Annotated in this window: 14 protein-coding genes; 6 read left to right on the forward strand and 8 right to left on the reverse strand. The window is 48.4% G+C overall.

Going from position 1 to position 20868, the window contains the following annotated elements; all coding sequences use genetic code 11:
* Nucleotides 1-11: 11 nt before the first annotated feature.
* The 6 genes from dut to ribF are packed head-to-tail and all read right to left on the reverse strand — an operon-like array spanning nt 12 to nt 6676.
* Nucleotides 12-458 carry a dUTP diphosphatase gene (gene dut / locus HMPREF3144_RS10835; protein WP_018025733.1) on the reverse strand — a complete coding sequence of 149 codons (447 nt, stop codon included), beginning with the start codon at nt 456-458 and terminating at the stop codon, nt 12-14.
* Between the two features lie 40 nt (nt 459-498).
* Nucleotides 499-999: a DedA family protein gene (locus tag HMPREF3144_RS10840; protein ID WP_018025734.1), complete on the reverse strand. Its 501-nt coding sequence runs from the start codon at nt 997-999 to the stop codon at nt 499-501.
* A gap of 3 nt (nt 1000-1002) precedes the next feature.
* On the reverse strand, nt 1003-2205 hold the full coding sequence (coaBC, locus tag HMPREF3144_RS10845; RefSeq protein ID WP_018025735.1) for a bifunctional phosphopantothenoylcysteine decarboxylase/phosphopantothenate--cysteine ligase CoaBC: 1203 nt from the start codon (nt 2203-2205) through the stop codon (nt 1003-1005).
* A 20-nt stretch (nt 2206-2225) separates the two neighbouring features.
* A complete protein-coding gene (lspA, locus tag HMPREF3144_RS10850; RefSeq protein WP_018025736.1) occupies nt 2226-2780 on the reverse strand; it encodes a signal peptidase II in 555 nt (184 codons plus the stop codon).
* The gene (ileS, locus tag HMPREF3144_RS10855) at nt 2773-5643 is read right to left on the reverse strand and encodes an isoleucine--tRNA ligase (protein WP_070477887.1); all 2871 of its coding nucleotides are present in this window, start codon (nt 5641-5643) and stop codon (nt 2773-2775) included. Before ileS ends, lspA begins: the two co-directional genes overlap by 8 nt.
* A complete protein-coding gene (gene ribF / locus HMPREF3144_RS10860) occupies nt 5633-6676 on the reverse strand; it encodes a riboflavin biosynthesis protein RibF (RefSeq protein WP_018025738.1) in 1044 nt (347 codons plus the stop codon). The genes ileS and ribF overlap by 11 nt, the downstream gene beginning before the upstream one ends.
* 73 nt (nt 6677-6749) lie before the next feature.
* Here ribF and purN point away from each other — a divergent pair, with 73 nt between their 5' ends.
* From purN to HMPREF3144_RS10880, 4 genes are all read left to right on the forward strand, one after another.
* A complete protein-coding gene (gene purN, locus HMPREF3144_RS10865; RefSeq protein WP_018025739.1) occupies nt 6750-7463 on the forward strand; it encodes a phosphoribosylglycinamide formyltransferase in 714 nt (237 codons plus the stop codon).
* A 1-nt stretch (nt 7464) separates the two neighbouring features.
* A complete protein-coding gene (locus tag HMPREF3144_RS10870) occupies nt 7465-8829 on the forward strand; it encodes an RsmB/NOP family class I SAM-dependent RNA methyltransferase (protein WP_018025740.1) in 1365 nt (454 codons plus the stop codon).
* Nucleotides 8830-8890: 61 nt separating this feature from the next.
* A complete protein-coding gene (locus HMPREF3144_RS10875) occupies nt 8891-11179 on the forward strand; it encodes a UvrD-helicase domain-containing protein (protein WP_070477863.1) in 2289 nt (762 codons plus the stop codon).
* Between the two features lie 26 nt (nt 11180-11205).
* Nucleotides 11206-11511 (forward strand): hypothetical protein, encoded by a 306-nt coding sequence (locus HMPREF3144_RS10880; RefSeq protein ID WP_147278630.1) that lies wholly within the window; start codon nt 11206-11208, stop codon nt 11509-11511.
* Nucleotides 11512-11643: 132 nt separating this feature from the next.
* Here the strand turns inward: HMPREF3144_RS10880 and HMPREF3144_RS10885 are convergent, their stop codons facing one another.
* Nucleotides 11644-11916: an oxidative damage protection protein gene (locus HMPREF3144_RS10885; RefSeq protein WP_018025743.1), complete on the reverse strand. Its 273-nt coding sequence runs from the start codon at nt 11914-11916 to the stop codon at nt 11644-11646.
* A gap of 1 nt (nt 11917) precedes the next feature.
* Nucleotides 11918-13291, reverse strand: coding sequence for an amino-acid N-acetyltransferase (gene argA, locus HMPREF3144_RS10890; RefSeq protein ID WP_070477864.1), 1374 nt, complete (start codon nt 13289-13291; stop codon nt 11918-11920).
* Between the two features lie 139 nt (nt 13292-13430).
* Here argA and hrpA point away from each other — a divergent pair, with 139 nt between their 5' ends.
* Both hrpA and dnaE read left to right on the forward strand, forming a co-directional pair.
* Nucleotides 13431-17252: an ATP-dependent RNA helicase HrpA gene (gene hrpA, locus HMPREF3144_RS10895; protein ID WP_083290451.1), complete on the forward strand. Its 3822-nt coding sequence runs from the start codon at nt 13431-13433 to the stop codon at nt 17250-17252.
* 24 nt (nt 17253-17276) lie between these two features.
* Nucleotides 17277-20819, forward strand: a complete 3543-nt coding sequence (dnaE, locus tag HMPREF3144_RS10900; RefSeq protein WP_018025746.1) for a DNA polymerase III subunit alpha — start codon at nt 17277-17279, stop codon at nt 20817-20819.
* The last annotated feature ends 49 nt before the right edge of the window (nt 20820-20868 follow it).

A 20868-nucleotide genomic window follows, 5' to 3' on the forward strand; every position in this document is an offset into this window, starting at 1 on the left:
ATTCTGTCTGATTAGTTTTTACCGGTGCTACCAAAGCCGCCGCTGCCGCGATCGCTTTGATTGAATTCATCGACCACACGGAATTGTACTTGATGCACTGGCACCACCACCAATTGTGCTAAACGTTCCATCGGTTCAAGCCTAAAGCTTTGCTGACTGCGATTCCACACGGAGACCATCAGCTCACCCTGGTAGTCAGAGTCGATTAAACCGACCAAATTACCTAAAACAATCCCATGCTTATGACCTAAACCGGAGCGCGGTAAAATCATGGCTGCATAGCCAGGATTATCCAAATGGATGGCTAAGCCAGTGGGGATAAGCTCGGTTTGGCCTGGTGCTAGGACTATGGCTTCATCAATACAAGCTCGTAAATCGAGACCGGCAGAGCCAGCGGTGGCATATTGAGGCAGTTGCTGCTCCATGCGTTTATCGAGAATCTTCAGATTGACTAACATGCTTTAATACCTATGTTAAGTTTAACGAATTGCTTTATATTTAAAAAATCGCTATACCTGGCAGCATATACAGTGGCGGCCAAATCACAGCAGAGCAAAAATTAGCGAGTTGAAATTTGTAAAATGGTACCCGTAATACGCCCGCTACTGTGGGTACACTTGAACGTAAGGGACCTAAAAAGCGTCCAAAAAAAACCGCATAAATACCGAATTTACGAAATAGTAGATGAGAACGTAAAATCACATTGCGGTAACGTTGATAAATCCGGGCATGAAGCAGCCCAGGACGCACTTTACGACCAATGGTGTAGGAGATGTTATCACCCAAAAAGCAGCCGATGGAGGCAGCCACACTAATTGGCCAAAAGGGTAGCGCATCCGCCCCGATGAGGGCACCGGTCGCTACGAGGATGACCGTTGCAGGCATCAGCAGACCAATCACAAAAATGGATTCTAGCAAAGCCACCATGCCAATAAGGGGTGGTGCCCAGGCCTTATTTTGAGCAATAAAATTCAAGAATAAATCAACATATGCTTGCATTAGTTACCTTGAGCGATAGCGCCGGGCGATTTCTGCAACCAAGGCAGCGGCAGCAGCTGGTTTTGACGCTGGCTGCATCTCGCTGACGCCACTATCAGCAAACAGCACAAAGCGAGTGCTATCCCTATCCATGACGTCTTGCGCTAGATTACCGACCACCAGAGGTAGCTTTTTACGTTGACGCTTGGCTTCGGCGTATTCGTATAAATTATCCGTTTCGGCAGCAAAGCCGATGGGCCATGGGCCGTTTTCCATCGTGGCAACGCTAGCGATAATGTCTGGATTAGGGGCAAACTCCAGTGCTGGAAAACCACCATCTGCTGTTTTTTTAATTTTGCTAGTGGTGCTATTTTTAATATACCAATCAGCCACGGCGGCGACGGAGATAAAAATATCGTGTGCCGCTGCCACTGTCATCACGGCTTCATACATCTCACGCGCCGAGCGCACACTTATAAAATCAACACCATAAGGACGGGGCAGGGCTGTGGGACCAGAAATTAAGGTGACCTTGGCGCCTGCGCGACGTGCTGCCGTGGCAATGGCATAACCCGTTTTACCGGAGGAGCGGTTGGTGATAACTCGCACTGGGTCAATGGCTTCTTCGGTGGGGCCAGCAGTCATTAAGATTTTTATGCCTTGCAGTAGTTTAGGACTGAAGAAGCTAATCATCTCTTCAACTAAGTCTGGCACCTCCAACATGCGTCCTGAACCAATCTCGCCACAAGCCTGCTCACCTGCGGCAGGCCCCCACACGCTAATACCATCATCAATTAAGCGTTGAATATTACGTTGTGTGGCGGGGTTAGCCCACATCTCTCGATTCATGGCGGGTGCAAGGATTAATGGGCAAGCTCCACGGGCTAAACAAAGGGTTGATAGTAAATCATCAGCCAAGCCATGGGCTAATTTTGCAATAAAATCAGCGCTGCATGGGGCAATCAAGATCGCATCGGCCTCACGACTTAAATTGATATGCGCCATGCTATTAGCCATGGTGGGATCGAGGGTTTCGCTATATACATGCTTACCGGATAGGGCTTGCATGGTGGTTGGTGTAATAAAGGCGCAGGCGGCATCCGTCATCACGACCTGAATGCTGGCCCCCTGATCCTGCAAACGTCGGCATAACTCTGCACTTTTATAGCAAGCAATACCGCCGGTTAGTCCGAGCACGATACGCTTTTCACTAAGCAGCTGGCTCATGATGCATTCTCCTCTGTCGTTTAGACTTGCTTCTGTCGTCGAATTCTAAGTAATTCGTCCAGTATTAATAAGCCAGCGCCCACGGTAATAAAGCAATCGGCTAAGTTAAAGGCGGGGAAGTAACGATCGCCCCAGTAAAACAGTAAAAAATCAATCACATGACCGAGTAGCAAACGATCGATCAAATTGCCTAAAGCCCCCGCTAGAATTAAGGTCAGCGCCAAATTAAATAATGATTTAGCAGGATTGCGTCGCAGCAAATAAATAATCACGGCGCTAGCAATGAGACTGAGGGCAGCAAAAAACCAACGCTGCCAACCTCCGTGATTGGCTAGAAAACTAAAGGCCGCCCCGGTGTTATAGACCAAAATAAAATCAAAAAATGGCAGTATATTCAGGCGCTCAGCAAACTGGAAATTTAGTTCAAAATACCATTTACTGAGTTGATCTAACACAATCAAGACGGCTGCAATCACTAACCATCGACTCAGGGGCCAGTGGCTCTGAGCAAGCGTTGCTGTCGGCTTTTTATGAGCCGACAAGGTTTGCGCTTGAGACTCTGCCGGCTTAGGCATAGTGACGTTCCTCGCCGTGCGTGGTCAGATTTTCAATGCAGCGACCGCAAATGCCTGGGTGCGCAGGATCCTCATTAACATCCTCACGATAATGCCAACAACGTTCACATTTCTCATGGTTAGAGGCTGTAATTTCAAAGCGCGGCTCGGTACTGTCGGCAGCGGCTTGATGAAGTGTGGCGCGCGATACGATAAAGACAAAGCGTAAATCATCCGCTAAGCTCTTAAGCAACTCATAATCCTCGCCAGTCGCATAAATATCGACCTCAGCCTGTAGGGCAGAACCGATTTTACCTGCGCTGCGCACCTCCTCTAAGTCTTTATTGAGTCGTGCACGAATTTCAAGTATGCGTGCCCATTTCGCCAGTAATACGTCAGCATCCTCAATCGCAGGTAGGGTTTCAAAGACCTCGGTAAAAATAGTTAAGCCATCTGCTAGTGCCGTGTTTTTAAGGAAAGTGCGGCGCATCTCAGTCCACGCCTCCTCACATGTAAATGAGAGGATGGGGGCCATCAGTTTGACCAAGGTCATGGTGATGTAATAAAGGGCTGTTTGCGCTGAACGACGCGCAAGGCTTTCCTTAGCCGTGGTGTAGAGGCGGTCCTTTAAAATATCCAAATAGAAAGCGCCTAAGTCCTCTGAGCAATAGATCTGCAAGCGATGCACTGCTGGGTGGAACTCATACTTGTCATAGAGTTTTTGGATATAGTCCTGCATCGTGGCCGCTGAGGCAATGGCAAAACGATCCACTTCCAGTAGCTCATCAAGGGCAACTAAATCCTTAGTCACATCAAAATCGCTGAGATTACCTAGGAGGAAGCACAGGGTATTACGAATCCGGCGATAGCTCTCAACCACACGTTTTAAGATCTGATCGGAAATCGATAACTCACCCGAGTAGTCGGTAGCCGCCGTCCATAGACGAATAATCTCTGCGCCGAGGGTATCAGACACCTGCTGGGGCGCAATGACATTACCCAGGGACTTACTCATTTTGCGACCATTGCCGTCCACCACAAAGCCGTGTGTCAATAAACCGTTGTAGGGTGGACGACCATAGAGCATGGACGAGGTCAAGAGAGAAGAGTGGAACCAGCCGCGATGCTGATCCGAGCCCTCTAAGTAAAGATCGGCAGGCCAGCGTAAATCATCGGCATGGGAACCCTTGAATTCGTGGTTTTGACCGCCCATCACATGCACATGCGTGGTGCCTGAATCAAACCAGACATCTAAGGTGTCTTGGTTTTTCTCATACTGATCGGCCTCATCACCGAGGAAATCCGAAACCCTAACCGACTGCCAGATCTCGATACCTTCTTTTTCGACGAGTTTAGCAATGTCCTCTAACAGCTCAATGGTGCGAGGGTGTAATTCTCCTGTTTCCTTATGCACAAAGAATGCCATCGGTACACCCCACTGACGTTGACGCGAGAGGGTCCAGTCTGGGCGGTTGGCAATCATATTGTGCAAGCGGGCACGACCCCAGGTAGGATAGAAGTTAGTATTTTCCACGCCCTCTAAGGCGATTTCACGTAAGCTGCGAGTGTCGTCATGGGCCGTTCTGTCCATGCCAGCGAACCATTGGCTAGTAGCACGATAAATCACTGGTGTCTTATGACGCCAGCAGTGCATGTAGCTGTGGTTAAGCTTTTCGAACTTAAGCAAATTGCCAGCAGCCTTTAAGGCCTCAACAATTTTAGGATTGGCATCCCAGATTTTCATGCCGCCAAACAGGGCTAAGCTATCGGCGTAAACACCATTACCCATAACCGGGTTTAGGATCTCATCATCCTGCATACCGTATTGCTTACAACTAATAAAGTCCTCCACACCATACGCTGGTGAGGAGTGCACAATACCGGTACCAGCATCAACCGTGACATAATCGGCTAAATTAATCTTTGATAAGCGGTTGTAGCCCGGATCCATTTTTGCTAATGGATGGTAAAAGCCAATACCTTCAAGCGCTGCGCCTGTACACGTTGCTATCACTTCGCCGCTTAAACCATAAGCTGCAAGACAATCTTCATAGCGATCCTTGGCCAAGATTAATAGCTCACCACTGGCAGGGCGCGGGCTGACCTTGACTAACACATAGTCTAACTCAGGGTGTACGTTAAGCGCTTGGTTAGCAACCAGGGTCCAGGGGGTGGTGGTCCAGATAGCCACGGCGCCATCGGCAATGCTGTCAAGTCCAAAGGCCTTGGCCACTTTGTCTTTTTCAGCAAAGGGGAAGGCCACATCAACTGCCGGATCCATGCGATCCTGATACTCTACCTCGGCTTCAGCCAGGGCTGAACCGCAATCAAAACACCAATTGACCGGTTTTAAGCCACGGAAGACGTAGCCCTTTTCGATCATTTTAGCGAGGGCACGAATCTCATCGGCTTCGTTTTGATAGTTCAGGGTGAGATAAGGATTATCCCACTGACCTAAGACACCAAGGCGAATAAAGTCCTCGCGTTGGTTAGCGATTTGCTCCATAGCATAGGCACGTGCTTTAGCCATCATCTCTTTCGTGGCTAGGTTTTTGCCGTACTGCTTTTCGATTTGAATTTCAATCGGCATACCGTGACAGTCCCAGCCTGGCACAAACGGTGCATCAAAGCCTGACATATTGCGGCTTTTGAGAATAATATCCTTGAGAATTTTATTAACAGCGTGACCGATGTGGATACTACCATTAGCATAGGGAGGGCCATCATGCAAAATAAACTTAGGTCGACCTTTTGAGGCTTCACGAATTGCTTCGTAGACCTTTTTTTCTTGCCATTCTTTAACCCAAACGGGTTCGCGCTTTGCTAAATTACCTCGCATGGGGAATTGGGTTCCCGGGAGGTTTAATGTATCTTTATAGTCCATGCTGATTAAAATATTCACGAGCAGTGTCCAAGTCTTGATTCATGGCACTGACTAGGGTTTCTAAATTAGGAAATTTTTCTTCGTCCCGTACATGCTGTAGGAACTCGACTGTTACTAGTTTACCGTAAGCATCGATGTTTGTATCTATCAGGTGCACTTCAAGTAGCACTTCGCCATTGGCAGTGACCGTCGGTCTGACGCCTAAACTGGCAATGCCAGCCATGGCAGGGTAATGAGCGCTTAATTGGTGCAGCGGTGACTCATGCGCTGAGGTGCTGGACGGCGCCTGAATTGTCGTAGGCGGAATCAGACCTCTGACTTTGACCACATACACCCCAGAACGAATAGCACAGTGGGGCATCAGCTTAATATTCAAGGTCGGATAGCCCAAGGTACGCCCCAGTTTTTTGCCGTGCGTGACACGACCGCTGATACTGTAAGGACGTCCTAAAAAACGATTGGCCGCTGCGATATCGCCAAAGGATAAGGCATTACGTAACTCGGTACTGGAATAGCGGATACCGTGAGAGTCATTTACATCCTCAATGGTTTCCACTTCAAAGCCATGGCGCTGACCGTAAGTGCGGAGTAAGGCGAGATCGCCCTCACGTTTATGACCGAAACGAAAATCTTGCCCCACGAGTAAATAGCGTAGTTTAAGCTGCTTGACGAGAATTTCTTCAATATAAGCAGTCGGTGAGGTATGTGCTAGTGCTTCATTAAAATGACTGAGCGAAACAAAGTCAGCGCCCAAAAGGCGTAAGCTGCAGATTTTATCTCTGAGGGTACTAATGCGTGTCGGTATTAATTCGGGACGCTTATTCAGAAGCGCAAAATACTCTCGCGGATGTGGTGTAAAGGTCATCACCCCCATCGCCAAGCCTCGTTGAGTCGCTGCTTTTTTAAGACGATAGAGGAGGCTGGCGTGGCCGCAATGGACGCCGTCAAAATTGCCAATGGTCAGGGCGGTGCCGGGATAGTCCACCGCATCTAGGCTAAATGAGTCGGGAATAATGGTATTTTTCACGGGCATCAGTTTAACATGAACCGCCCCACTGGCTTGCTATAATGAAGGTTTTTCCGCACAACATTACTAGTGATTATTTATGAGTTCAAGCATTGAGATGACGCTTTCTACCCGTTCGCAAGCAGCAGCGACTAAAACGCAACGCATCGTGATTTTAATTTCTGGTCGCGGTTCTAATATGCAGTCAATCGTGCGGATGGCCCAAGCGCGCCAGGATATGGAGGTGGTGGCCGTGATCGCTAATCGTGCTGATAGCGCTGGTTTACTGTGGGCCAAGGAGCAGGGGATTAGCACGCAGTTAGTTGCGCACCGTGACTACCCCGATCGTTTGGCTTTTGATCGCGCCTTGATGGCGTGTATTGATAGCTATCAGCCAGATTGGGTGATTTTGGCCGGATTTATGCGTATTCTAACGGATGTTTTTGTCAGCCACTACATGGCTAAACTCATTAATATTCATCCTTCATTATTACCCTTATTTCCCGGTTTGGATACACATCAGCGAGCGTTGGAGGCCGGTTGTACCGTACATGGTAGCACGGTGCATTTTGTGACCCCCGAGTTAGATGCAGGTCCTACCATTGCGCAGTCATTGGTGCCCGTGTTGCCGAGTGATGATGAAGCGAGTTTGACGTCGCGCGTACTAGCGATCGAGCATCAGTTGTACCCGGCGGTTATTGATTATTTAGTCAGTGGTGTTTGTTATTTAGATGAGCAAGAACAGGTGCAGTGGACTAAGCCAGCGCAGCGATTATTTGCTCACCCTGGGTTAAAGGATTTTTTGAGTAATTAAGATGGTCAAACAGAGAAAAAAGCCCACCTCAGGCCGTGTTCGTCATATTGCCGGTGGCACTAAAGGCAGCGTTACAGCGCACCATAAAGCGCGAAGTCCGGCCGATTTTGCAACGGTACGCCTCCAGCAATTACAGCGGGTGCTGACTGAGATTTTGAAGTTTAAGCATCCTGCTGATGCGGTTTTATCCCAGTGGTTTCGAGAGCATCGTTCACTGGGTTTGCGTGACCGTGCTGAGATTGCAGAGACGGTGTTTGATATTTTGCGACACTTGCGCCTTTATCGTCATTTTGCTCAAAGCGGTGAGGGCAGTGAGTATCGTCGTTTGGCTATCTTGGGGCTCGCTGCAACCAATGGTGAGGACTATGTTGCTGGGCTGTTGACACCCTTCGAGGCCGAGTGGTTGGCGCATGTTAAGGCCTTGCCCTTAGAGGGGATGGCGTGGGAGGTGCGTCATAGCCTGCCTGACTGGTTGGCTGCAAAGTTTCGTGATTTACCGGCTGCAGACCGTTTAGTAGAGGCTTTAAACAACAAGGCGCCTTTGGATTTGCGCGTTAATCCCTTAAAAATTCAGCGTGATGAGGCACTTCAGTTGATGCAAGCGGCGCCCTATGCGGCAGCGGAGCCGGAGCCAAGTAAATTTTCCCCTTGGGGTATTCGTCTGGCAAATAAACCGGCGATTAACCACTGGCCTTTATTTAAGAATGGCAGTTTGGAGGTGCAGGACGAGGGTAGCCAAATTCTCTGTGCCTTGGTGGGGCCGCGGCGTAGCGATATGGTGATTGATTTTTGTGCCGGTGCCGGTGGCAAGACTTTATTACTCGGGGCGATGATGCGTTCAGCCGGTCGATTATACGCCTTTGATGTGTCCGAGGCGCGTTTAGCCAGAGCACGTCCGCGTCTGTCACGCAGTGGTTTGTCTAATGTCACCCCAGTGGTGATTGCGAATGAAAATGATCCACGGGTTAAGCGCTTAGCAGGCAAAGCTGAACGGGTCTTGGTGGATGCGCCTTGTAGCGGCTTTGGTACCTTACGCCGTAATCCAGATATGAAGTGGCGTCAAAGTCCGGCGGCACTCGCCGAGTTATGTGACTTGCAACAGCGCATCTTGCAGAGTGCAGCGCGTTGCGTTGCACCAGGCGGGCGTTTGGTTTACTCGACCTGCAGTGTTTTGCCCGAGGAAAATGAAGCGCAAATCCAGCAGTTTTTGGCGAAGCACTCTGACTTTCGTTTGTTAAATGCTGTGACTACCTTAGGTGATCGCATTCAGGGTCTGACTAGCGAGGATGATTATTTGCGCTTAAGACCAGATGTGCACGGCACCGATGGTTTTTTTGCTGCCGTACTAGAACGGCGCTCAGCCTAATCGACGACACGGTGATTTGATATGGTCGCATGTTTTTAATTAAAGGAACTCGAATTCAAAGATGCTTGAGCAATTAAACCCTGAGCAACGTAGTGCAGTGACCACCGATCAACAGCATGTGCTGGTGTTAGCGGGGGCCGGCAGTGGCAAGACTAAGGTCTTAACCAGTCGTATGGCGTGGTTAATTCAGCAGGGCTTAAGTCCTGCTTCTTTATTAGCAGTGACTTTTACGAATAAGGCTGCTAAAGAGATGCTGTCACGCTTGGCCTCGATTACCCCTCTCAATACCCGCAGTATGTGGATTGGTACCTTCCACGGGCTATGTAATCGAATGTTGCGCGCGCATTATCGTGATGCTGGCTTAGCGCAGCAGTTTCATATTCTTGATAGCTCGGATCAGCAATCGGCGATTAAGCGTCTTTTAAAAACGCATTCAATTGATGTTGAAAAGTTTCCTGTGCGTGATGTGCAACGCTTTATTAATGCTCATAAGGAAAAGGGCGAGCGTGCGAGTGATTTGCAGGCTTGGGATCCACACAGCGCGAAATTAATTGAGTTATTTCAGCTTTATGATGAGCAATGTCAGCGCGAGGGGGTGGTGGACTTTACCGAGCTGTTGCTACGCTGCTATGAGTTGCTAAGCCGTAATCAATTGATCCGAGAGCATTATCAGCGGCGCTTTCAGCATATTTTGATTGATGAATTCCAAGATACGAACGATTTGCAATATCGTTGGTTATGTCTGTTAGCGGGTGGCGGCGCCAGCTTATTTGCTGTGGGTGATGATGATCAGTCGATTTACGCCTTTAGAGGGGCAAATGTCGATAATATGATGGCGTTTGAACGTGACTATGCGCGCGGCAGTATCATCCGCTTGGAGCAGAATTATCGATCTTACGGTCATATCTTAAATAGTGCTAATGCACTTATTAAGCATAATCCTAAGCGCTTAGGTAAGGCCTTATGGACGGAGCGTGGTGAGGGCGAACCGGTGCGTATTATGGAGCTTGATAATGAGCAGGAGGAAGCACGCTGGGTGGTGGATGAGATTCGTTCACTGTGTCGCGAGGGTACAGCACGTCAGGAAATCGCAATTCTGTATCGTAGTAATGCACAATCGCGCGCCCTTGAACATGCCTTATTTAGCGCTGCGATACCGTATCGAGTGTATGGTGGTACCCGTTTCTATGAGCGTCAGGAGATTAAGCATGTGATGGCTTATTTACGCTTAATCCAGAGTTTGAACGATGATACGGCTTTTTTGCGCGTAGTCAATTTTCCGGCCCGTGGTATTGGTGCACGCACCTTGGAGACCTTGGGTGATCATGCGCGCGCCATCGGTTGTAGTTTAGCGATGGCCGTGGGGGCCGTCAGCGGTCGTGGTGGCACGGCCTTAAGCGCCTTTATTGAGCTGATTCAGGCGATGCGTCGTGTTGCTGAAACAGTGAGTTTAGCTGAATTAATCCAACATGTGATAGTGCATGCCGGCCTGAAGACCTATTATGAAAATGAGCGCGAGGGACAGGAGCGTTTAGATAACTTAGAGGAACTTGTTAACGCTGCTCAGGTCTTTAGCTATGAAGAAAACTTCGAGGGCAAAAAGGCCGTAGAGTTAGTTAAGCAGGTGGCGACTGATGTGGAGTTTGCGGTTGAGGAAAGTAGTGCCTTAGCCGAGTTTTTATCGCATGCTTCATTAGAGTCTGGTGATAATCAGGCCGAGCGGGGTGAGGATGCGGTTCAGCTGATGACGATTCATGCGGCCAAGGGTTTGGAGTTTCAGGTGGTCTTCTTAACCGGCTTGGAGGAGGGGTTATTTCCTCATGAAAATAGTCTGCTCGAAGAGGGCGGTCTGGAGGAGGAGCGCCGCTTAATGTATGTGGCCATCACGCGGGCACGGGAGCGGCTGTATATCACGATGGCACGTAGTCGTATGTTATATGGGCAGTCACGATATGCCTTGCGTTCCAGTTTTCTGGATGAAATGCCTGAAGCAGCGCAGAAGTGGCTCTCGCCTAAGGACGTGAGCTATTATGCTGCAGCACGAGGGCAGAGTGCGTGGAGCGGTTCTTCTTTTGGTGGTCGTGCGAACACGGGCGGAGCTGCTTTTCCAGGTGGGACGATTGGGGCAGGCCGCGCCACACAAGCGCAAGCGCCGATGAGCTCAGGTGTACGCGTCGGTGAGCAGCTGTTTAAAATAGGTTTAAGCGTGCGTCATTCACGATTTGGCGAGGGTGTGATTATGCAGTTGCAAGGACAAGGTTCGGATGCCACTGCTAGAATTTATTTCTCCGAACACGGGGAAAAGAATTTAGCCCTCGGTATTGCGAAGCTTGAAATAGTGAAGGCTTAAATCAGTCAGCGAGATAGGAGTTTATGGTGAGTCAAAAATCTTTCTTAAGATTATCCTTAAGCGGTATGGGCATGCTGCTTTGTGTCAGCCTCATATCGGCTTGTAGCTCCTCACAGGAGCTACAGCGTCCGGTCAGTAACCTAGATGGCAAGCAAAGCGCTCAGTCTCGTAGTAGTCAGGGGGCGTGGCGTAGTGGTTCTGGCGTGCAGATTTACGGCACGATTGATGCTGGTTACGGCTATTCTTCAAGCAAAACAACGGTCACACGTCCCGATGGCAGTCGCAGCACCATGCGTTCTAGTCATAGCGGCTTACAGAGTGTTGGGCGCTAGTGGCTTCTTTTGCTGTGCCGATGGTCGCGATGGCTCAGTCTGCGCAAGATTTAATTTAAGCTTTAAAAGTATAAAAGCTGCTTGAGTTTACAAGCAGCTTTTAACTTTATATTGGCTATCAAACGAGGCGCTTTATTGGCTTGGAGGTACGAAGCCATGGGCTTCAACATCCTGATCCTCGAATAAATAGCTTTCCATTTGCCCGGTGAGGTATTTACGCGCACGCGCATCGGCTAGATTTAGGCGATTTTCGTTAACTAAGCGCGTTTGAATATTGATCCAATCCTGCCACGCTTGCTTAGAAATATTTTCCCAAATCTTTTTGCCCAACTCACCTGGGTAGGGAGGGAAGTCTAGACCCTCTTTCTCTTCTTTGTATTTAGCACAGTAAACTAAACGACTCATACTAGATTCCTGATTTAAAATTTTTGAAAAAAATCAAACTGTTGCGATTACGATTGTAATTCAATTGCTTTGACTTGGGCAAATCGCTGACGGAGCCCTGAATAAAGCCACGTTTAATAAACCAATGGGAGGTCCGTGTGGTGAGAACGAACATGCGCTTATAGCCTAAGGCCTTGACGCGTTGTTCAGCGTGGCGCAATAAGGTCTCGCCATCACCGGCATTTTGCCAATCGGGATGGACAATCAAACAAGCCATCTCAGCCATTTTCTCCTCTGGGTAGGGGAAGATGGCAACACAACCGTAAATAACCCCGTCATGCTCTAGCACGGAGAACTTTTCTACATCACGTTCAATGATGCCACGGTCACGCGGCACTAAGGTGCCATCGGCTTCTAGTGGTTGAATTAAGCTTAAAATCGCCCCAATATCATCCACGGTAGCGGGGCGTAGGTCATCCAGTGAGTCTTCCACCACCATCGTACCGACCCCATCGTGGGTAAAATACTCAAGTAACAAGGAGCCGTCAATTTCAAAAGGTATTAAGTGTGCGCGCTTGACCCCGCGACGTACTGCTTCGGTGGCCCATTTAAGATAGGACTGCGTCTGTGGTTCTAGCAGCTTTGAGGCAATTAAGCGCTCGGCTTCGGCACGAGCTAACTCGGTAATCAAGGTGCCTTCTGCATCTCGCACACGATTGTCCTGCGTGACAAAAAGCAGCTTGTCCGCCTGCAAGGCACCTGCAATGCTGGTCGCTAATTCCTCCATGGCCAGATTAAAAGCCTCACCTGTCGGTGAAAAGCCGATGGGAGAGAGGAGCACAATGGCATTGAGTGCGAGTGCTTTGCGGATTGAGTCTAAGTCAAATTTACGCACCTTGCCCGTGTGCTTATAATCAACCCCATCAACCACACCGACGGGTTGTGCAATCACAAAGTTACCGGAAATGATATGGATTTGTGAATTGGACATGGGGGTGTTAGGCAGCCCCTGACTAAAGGCGGCCTCAATATCTAAACGAATTTCACCGGCTACCTCTTTACAGCATTCGAGTACATCCACCGCGGTGGGCTCAATCACGCCACGTTGTAGCTGAGTGTCAATGCCTTTAAGTTTAAGCTGCTGATTTACTTGAGGGTGAGACCCATACACCACCACCAGTTGCACGCCGAGCGCACTGAGGAGGGAGAGATCGATAACCAAGTTATTCAGCTTGGATTCCTCAATTAACTCACCCCCAAAGGCAATCACAAAGATTTTACCTCGTACCTCACGCACATAAGGCGCAACCTCCCTAAACCATCGCACGAATTGGGTCGGTGCAAATTCAGCGGCTTCAAGCGCTGAAACGGTCTCAATTTCCTGTGGGTTTGACATGGCTGCTTAAACCTCTTTGCTAATAATATAATGAGTAAACCTTTGATTTTAGCCTAAATCGCAGTCTTGTATAATCCTAATCAGGCACAATCTACTAAGCCTTAAAAAATTTATAAAATTATTACTACTACAATTAGCTATGCAAAAATCACAAGATCGAGACAGCTCAGATCTTTCATCTAAAGTAGCCCTATCGCAGGCTAAACAACTGCCACCGTTTATCGACTTTCCTGAAGATTTACCGGTGAGCGAGTGCAGAGCGGAAATTCAAAACGCACTAGCGCAACATCAAGTGATTATTGTGGCGGGTGAAACCGGTTCGGGTAAAACGACGCAATTGCCGAAAATTTGCTTAGCCATGGGGCGCGGTCAAGATAAAATGATTGCCCATACGCAACCACGGCGCATTGCTGCTGTGTCTGTCGCCAAGCGTATTGCGCAAGAACTAAAGACTGAGGTTGGGCAGTTAGTGGCTTATCAGGTGCGCTTTAATGAGCGTAGCGGACCTCGTTCGCAGATTAAGCTGATGACGGATGGTATTTTATTGGCCGAAACCCAACGTGATCCGCTTTTAAAACGTTATGACACCATTATTATCGATGAGGCGCATGAACGCAGTTTAAATATTGATTTTCTGTTGGGCTTTTTAAAAAATCTACTCCCTAAGCGACCTGATTTGAAAGTGATCATTACCTCGGCCACCATTGATGCTGAGCGCTTTGCCGATCATTTTAAAGATGCCGAGGGTCGCCCCGCGCAATTGATCGAGGTGAGTGGGCGCATGTATCCAGTGGAAGTTCGTTATCAACGTGAGGATAGTTATGGCGCGGTGAGCGACGATGGGGATGAGGATAATGAGCAGCCTGACTTGAGTGAGATGATTAGCGATGCGGTCAGTGAATGTATACGCTCTGGTCCAGGTGATATTCTGGTGTTTTTGCCTGGAGAGCGAGAAATTCGCGAGGCGGCGGAGGTGTTGCGCCAAGTTAATCAGCAAGGTTTGGAGGTGTTACCACTGTTTGCGCGCATGTCGCAAGCTGATCAGGAGCGTATTTTCAAGCCGAGCACCAATCTTCGTCGAGTCATTCTCGCCACCAACGTTGCCGAAACGTCTTTGACGGTACCAGGGATTCGTTTTGTGGTGGATAGCGGTTTGGCACGGGTTAAGCGCTATTCGTGGCGTAATAAGGTGGAGCAGTTGCAGATTGAGCCGATCTCCAAGGCGGCAGCCAATCAGCGTGCTGGTCGTTGTGGTCGCTTGGGGCCGGGTATCTGTATTCGTCTATACTCCGAAGAGGATTTTAAGCGCCGTCCGGATTATACTGATCCCGAGGTGCTGCGTTCCTCATTAGCCTCTGTGATTTTGCGTATGAAGGCGTTGCGCTTGCATGATATTGAGGCGTTTCCCTTTGTCGATAAACCAAGCGGCCGAGCGATTGCCGATGGCTATCATTTACTGCAGGAATTGGGTGCCTTAAATGAGCATAATCGCTTGACCTCGACTGGTCGTATGCTGTCGCGGCTACCCTTAGATCCCAAAATTGCGCGCATGATTTTGGCTGCAAAAGAGCATCATTGTTTGACTGAAATGTGCATTATCGCTGCGGCCTTATCCATTCAGGATCCACGAGAACGACCCTTTGAAGCGCAGGAAGCCAGTACCCAAGCACATGCGAAGTTTCGTGATAAAGAGTCGGAGTTTATTTCTTATTTAAAGCTCTGGAGCTGGTATCAAGAGCAATATGAGAGTCGTGAGTCGAATCGTAAATTGCAACGCCAGTTACGTAAGGAGTTTTTATCCCCGCTACGCCTAAGAGAGTGGCAAGATATTCATCAGCAAATTAGGCAGTTGGTAGAGGAGCAACAATGGCGTTTTAATCAGGTTGACGCTACCTATGAGGAATTGCATCGAGCCTTATTAAGCGGCTTATTGGGTAATATCGGTTTACGCAGTGAAAGCGTGCGTGAATATGAGGGCGCCCGCGGTATTCGCTTTGTGGTGCACCCGAGCTCCTATTTACAGCGACGGGCGGCAAAGTGGATTATGGCAGCCGAGTTAGTAGAAACCACACGCCTCTTTGCACGCACCGTAGCCCGGGTGGAGCCGCAATGGATAGAGCAAGCAGGTCGCCATTTATTAAAAAAGCTCTATTCTGAACCACATTTTGACCCGCGTCGCGGTCAGGTGATGGTGTATGAGCGGGCGACCCTCTATGGTTTACAGCTTTATCAGGGGCGCAAGATTAGTTATGCACGACTGGATCCTGCCCATGCACGTGAGTTATTTATTCGTGAGGCCTTGGTGGCGGGCGCAATACGGCAAAACTTGCCTTTTTTGACGCATAATTTGCGCTTGATTGAGGAAATTGAGCATTTAGAACATAAGTCACGTCGCCAAGACATCTTGGTGGATGATGAGTTAATTTATCGCTTCTATGATCAATATATTCCTCAGGATATGCACCAAGTGGCGACGTTGGAGCATTGGTATAAAAATCTCTCAAGCGCAGAGCAGGCACAACTAAAACTGAATAAAGATGAGTTAATGCGGCATGAGGCTGCCGGTATCAGTACCGAGCAGTTTCCTAAGTATTTAGAGTTGGATGGTTTAAGCTTAAAATTATCTTATCATTTTGAGCCTGGTTCACCTAAAGACGGGGTGACCATGGAGGTGCCGGTGTATGCTTTAAAGCAGATCAATCCAATCCATACGCAATGGTTAGTGCCGGGCATGCTTAAGGAAAAGGTCGCCCTGTTGTTACGCTCATTGCCGCAGCGCTTACGGCGCCATTGTGTGCCGATTCCAGACTATGCCGAACAATTTGTCGAGGCCGTGTCCGCTGCACCGGCCTTAAAAGAAAAGCCGCTCTTATCCGTCTTGATTGATGATATTTGGCAGCAAACAAGGGTGCGGGTACAGAGCACAGATTTTAAAGAGGAAACGATTCCGCCGCATCTCTCGATGATTTATAAAGTGGTCGATGAGCATGGGCGGATGTTGAGTTCTAGTCGTAATTTGGCTTTATTAAAGGCTGAGCATGCACCAGCCGCTGAACAAAGCTTTAAAGAATTGCTGGGAGAGGATAGGGGTACGCAAGCCACTTTAGAAGACCATCAGCATATTAGCAGCTGGGATTTTGGTGAATTACCAGAATTACTGGAGCTTAAGCGTGGACGACAAACCGTGGTCGGTTACCCCGCTCTCGTGGATCAGGGTAATGATTGTCGCATTGATGTATTTGATGAGCTGCATGAGGCGACCGCAGCGCATCGCCAGGGTTTGATCCGCCTCTTTAAAATCGCCCTAAAGGAGCAAATTCGCTACCTTTCAAAAAATCTCAAGGCGCTGCCACAGTTAGGCATGCTCTATCTGAGTCTAGGGACGCAAGAGGAGTTACAAGAAGAAATTATTGATTGTGCGCTGATTCAATCGTGTTTAGCTACGCCATGGCCGAGTGATGAAGCAAGCTTTAATGAACGGGTGAGGGATGCCAAAGGGCGCTTTGGTCTGTTATTGCAGGAAGTCATCCGCTTATTGCAACAAATTATGAATGAATGGGCCACGGCTTTAAAAAAATTGAACCTCATTAAAGCGCATAAAAAGGCCTATGAAGATATTTCACAGCAGCTTAATACGCTGATTTATAAGGGCTTTGTAAGTCGTGTTGACTATAATATCCTACAGCATTACCCACGTTACCTAAGAGCGGTACAATTGCGTATTGATAAATTAAAAAATGACCCTAGCCGCGATCAGCATTTGATGCATGATGTGCAGCTGTTGCAATCGAAGTATCAGCGTCGCTTATCCCAGCTTAAGGGAGTACCTGATCCGCAGATGGATGAGTTTGCTTATTTATTGCAAGAATTACGGGTGGCTTTATTTGCGCAGGAGTTGCGTACGCCCATGCCGGTTTCCGTCAAGCGTTTGGAAAAAGCGTGGCATAGTATGTCACACTAACATAGTAGTATTAGAGAGTAGATTATGAGTGATACCTTGCTCGCCACCGCTGAGTCTGGTGCGGCTGAGCTGTCAGCCACCCCAGCGTTTGTGCATTTACGTACCCATTCCGAGTATTCGGTGGTGGACGGTACCATCCGTATCGGCGATATGATTAAGCAGGCCAAGGCATTTAATCAACCGGCCTTGGCTTTGTCCGATTTGGGTAATTTATTTGGTTATATCAAGTTTTATAAGGCAGCTCGTCAAGCCGGTATTAAGCCGATAGCCGCTTGTGATTTTTGGATTGATAATCCGCAGGATGAAAAAAAGCCTTATCGTTGCTTGTTAATCGCTCGTAACCATGCCGGTTATTTACAACTATGCCGCTTGATTTCCCGCTCCTGGATTGATAATCCACAAATTGATCGGGGTCAGTTAAAGCCAGAATGGTTGGCAGATCCTGCTGAAACCGATGGTTTGATTTTATTATCGGGGGCGCGCGCAGGCGATATCGGTCAAGCGCTTGAGGTCGGTCGTTTTGAGCAGGCGCTGAGTTTGGCAGAGCATTGGGCTAAGTTATTTCCTAATCGCTTTTATATTGAATTGCAAAGAGCGGGATTTGAGGGCGATGAGCGCTATGTGCAAGAAGCTTTAAAGCTAGCTCAAGAGGCTCACTTACCGGTGGTAGCCACCCATCCCATCCAGTTTTTAAAAGCCGATGATTTTGATGTGCATGAGGTGCGGGTGTGTATTGCTGAGGGTGAGGTATTAGCCAATGCCAATAGAAGCAAACGCTTTAATTCGCAGCAATATTTTCCTAGTTCAGAGGAAATGCTGGATAAGTTCAGCGATATTCCTTCAGCCACGATGAATGCCGTGGAAATCGCCAAGCGCTGTAATCTCACGATTCAACTCGGCAAGCCGAATTTACCAGATTTTGAGACCCCTGAGGGGATGACGCTGGACGAGTATTTAATCAGCCTATCACATCAAGGTCTGGATAAGCGACTGGAGTTTTTATTTCCCGATGCTGAGGAACGGGCTAAGCAAGAACCGGCCTATCGAGAACGCTTGGCGCTAGAGTGTAAAATCATCATTGATATGGGCTTTCCAGGCTATTTCCTGATCGTACAGGACTTTATTAACTGGGGTAAGTCCAATGGCGTGCCGGTAGGTCCCGGTCGAGGTTCGGGGGCGGGCTCACTGGTCGCTTATTCACTGGGCATTACCGATTTAGACCCGATTCGTTATGACTTACTATTTGAGCGCTTCCTTAATCCGGAACGGGTTTCCATGCCTGACTTTGATATTGACTTCTGTCAGGATCAGCGTGAAAAAGTCATTGATTATGTTAAGGAAAAGTACGGGCGTGATGCGGTTAGTCAGATTGCTACTTTTGGTACCCTGGGAGCCAAGGCGGTAGTGCGAGATGTTGGTCGCGTATTGGAAATGCCATATTCCCTATGTGATGGACTGTCTAAATTAATTCCGTTTAACCCAGCAAAGCCATGGAGTCTTAGTGATGCCATGGAGGGTGAGCCGGAGTTTAGGCGACGTTATGAGCAAGACGAGGAGGTTAAGTCCATTGTTGATGCCTCGTTGCCACTTGAGGGCCTGGTGCGTAACGTCGGTATGCACGCTGGGGGTGTGTTAATTGCACCGGGTAAGCTGACCGATTTCTGTCCTCTCTATTGCCAGCCGGGACATAGTGGGAGTGTGGTCTCGCAATATGATAAAGACGATGTGGAGCAGGCCGGGCTGGTAAAGTTTGACTTCCTGGGCTTACGCAACCTGACCATTCTTGATTGGGCGGTGCGTTATGTGCAACGCTTTAATCAGGGCCAAGAGGCCTTTGATATTATGGCGGTGCCCTTAGATGATCCGGCAACGTACCAACTACTGTCCGAGGGCAATACCACCGCCGTCTTCCAATTAGAGTCTCGCGGCATGAAGGAGCTGTTACGCAAGCTCGTGCCTTCCACCTTTGAGGATGTGATTGCGGTACTGGCCTTATTCCGTCCGGGACCGCTTGACTCTGGGATGGTAGATGATTTCGTTAATCGTAAGCATGGTCGAGCCGAGGTGGATTATTTCCATCCTGACTTAACTTCTACCCTTGAAAGTACCTACGGCGTCATTGTGTATCAGGAACAGGTGATGCTGATTTCGCAGATTATTGGTGGCTATAGCTTGGGTGGTGCGGACTTGTTGCGCCGTGCCATGGGTAAAAAGAAGCCTGAAGAAATGGCACGACATCGCAAAATCTTCGAAGAAGGGGCGATTCAAAAAGGCTATGACGGCGAGATGGCCAAAAACCTCTTCGACCTGATGGAAAAATTTGCGGGTTATGGTTTTAACAAATCACACTCTGCCGCTTATGCCTTAATTTCCTATCAAACGGCTTGGTTAAAGCATTACTATCCAGCAGAATTTATGGCCGCCACCTTATCTTCAGATATGGATGATACGGCAAAAATCGAAATTTTCTGGCGCGATGCCTTGGATAATGGCTTAAGCATTTTGCCGGTAGATATTAATCACTCACAGTACCGTTTTGAGCCAGTGCCTGATCAACATCAAAAGGAATCAGGCACTATTCGTACCATTCGCTACGGCATGGGCGGTGTGAAGGGCGTGGGTGAGAGTGCCATTGAGAATATTCTCAAGGCCCGCGAGCTTGGGGGCGAGTTTAAGGATTTATATGATTTTTGCTCGCGCATCGATCGTCATACGGTGAATAAACGTGCGATTGAAGCCTTAATTCGTGCCGGTGCCTTTGATGCCTTGGAGCCTAATCGTCGTGCCTTATTAGGTAGTCTCGCTAAAGCGATTGAGGCAGCTGAACAAAAGGCGCTCAATGCCGATCAGGTGTCTTTATTCGGTGATGATAGCGGTGATATCGTCGCCCACGAGATTCAAGGCATTAAGCCCTGGAGCCTTTACGAGGCCTTATTGGAGGAAAAAAGGGCCTTGGGCTTTTACTTTAGTCATCATTTATTTGATGTGTGGCGCGATGAGGTGCGACGCTTTGCGCCTACACCCTTGGCAAGCTTAAAGGAATCACGTTCCTCACAATGGGTGGCAGGCGTATTAACCGCTAGCCGCGCCTTTCAATTAAAGGATAAGGATGAGCGTTTATACTTTTTATTAATTGATGATGGCAGTGCCCAAATTGAGGTCACCTGTGATGCTCATTTATATGAAAGTTGTAGGCATTTAATAAATACGGATGATTTATTGCTGGTGCAGGCACGCGTATCACGTAGCAGCTTTAATAATACGATTCGTATTAATGCGACTGCTTTATATAATTTACAATCGGCTAGAGAGTCAGTGGCAACGGATCTCACCTTGGTGTTAAATGAAGCCATTAGTCCGAAGCAATTGCATGTATTAATGAATCCTTTTAGAGCTGAGCCTGAAAACGGCTTTCCCGGTGTGGCGGTAAAAATCCAATATCAACCCGATCCGGCTACACAATGTGAGATTATGCTTGGTGAGGAATGGCGTGTGCGATTAAATCCGCAATTGTTGGAGGGATTGTCGGCGCGTGAAGAAATTTCAAGCATTGAGGTTAATTATTAGTCAGTTCTACCGTGCCATTGATGGTTATCCGATGATATTTTTTAAGCAG

The sequence above is a fragment of the Oligella sp. HMSC05A10 genome (assembly GCF_001808335.1).
In the GTDB taxonomy this organism is placed as follows: Bacteria; Pseudomonadota; Gammaproteobacteria; order Burkholderiales; family Burkholderiaceae_B; genus Oligella; species Oligella urethralis.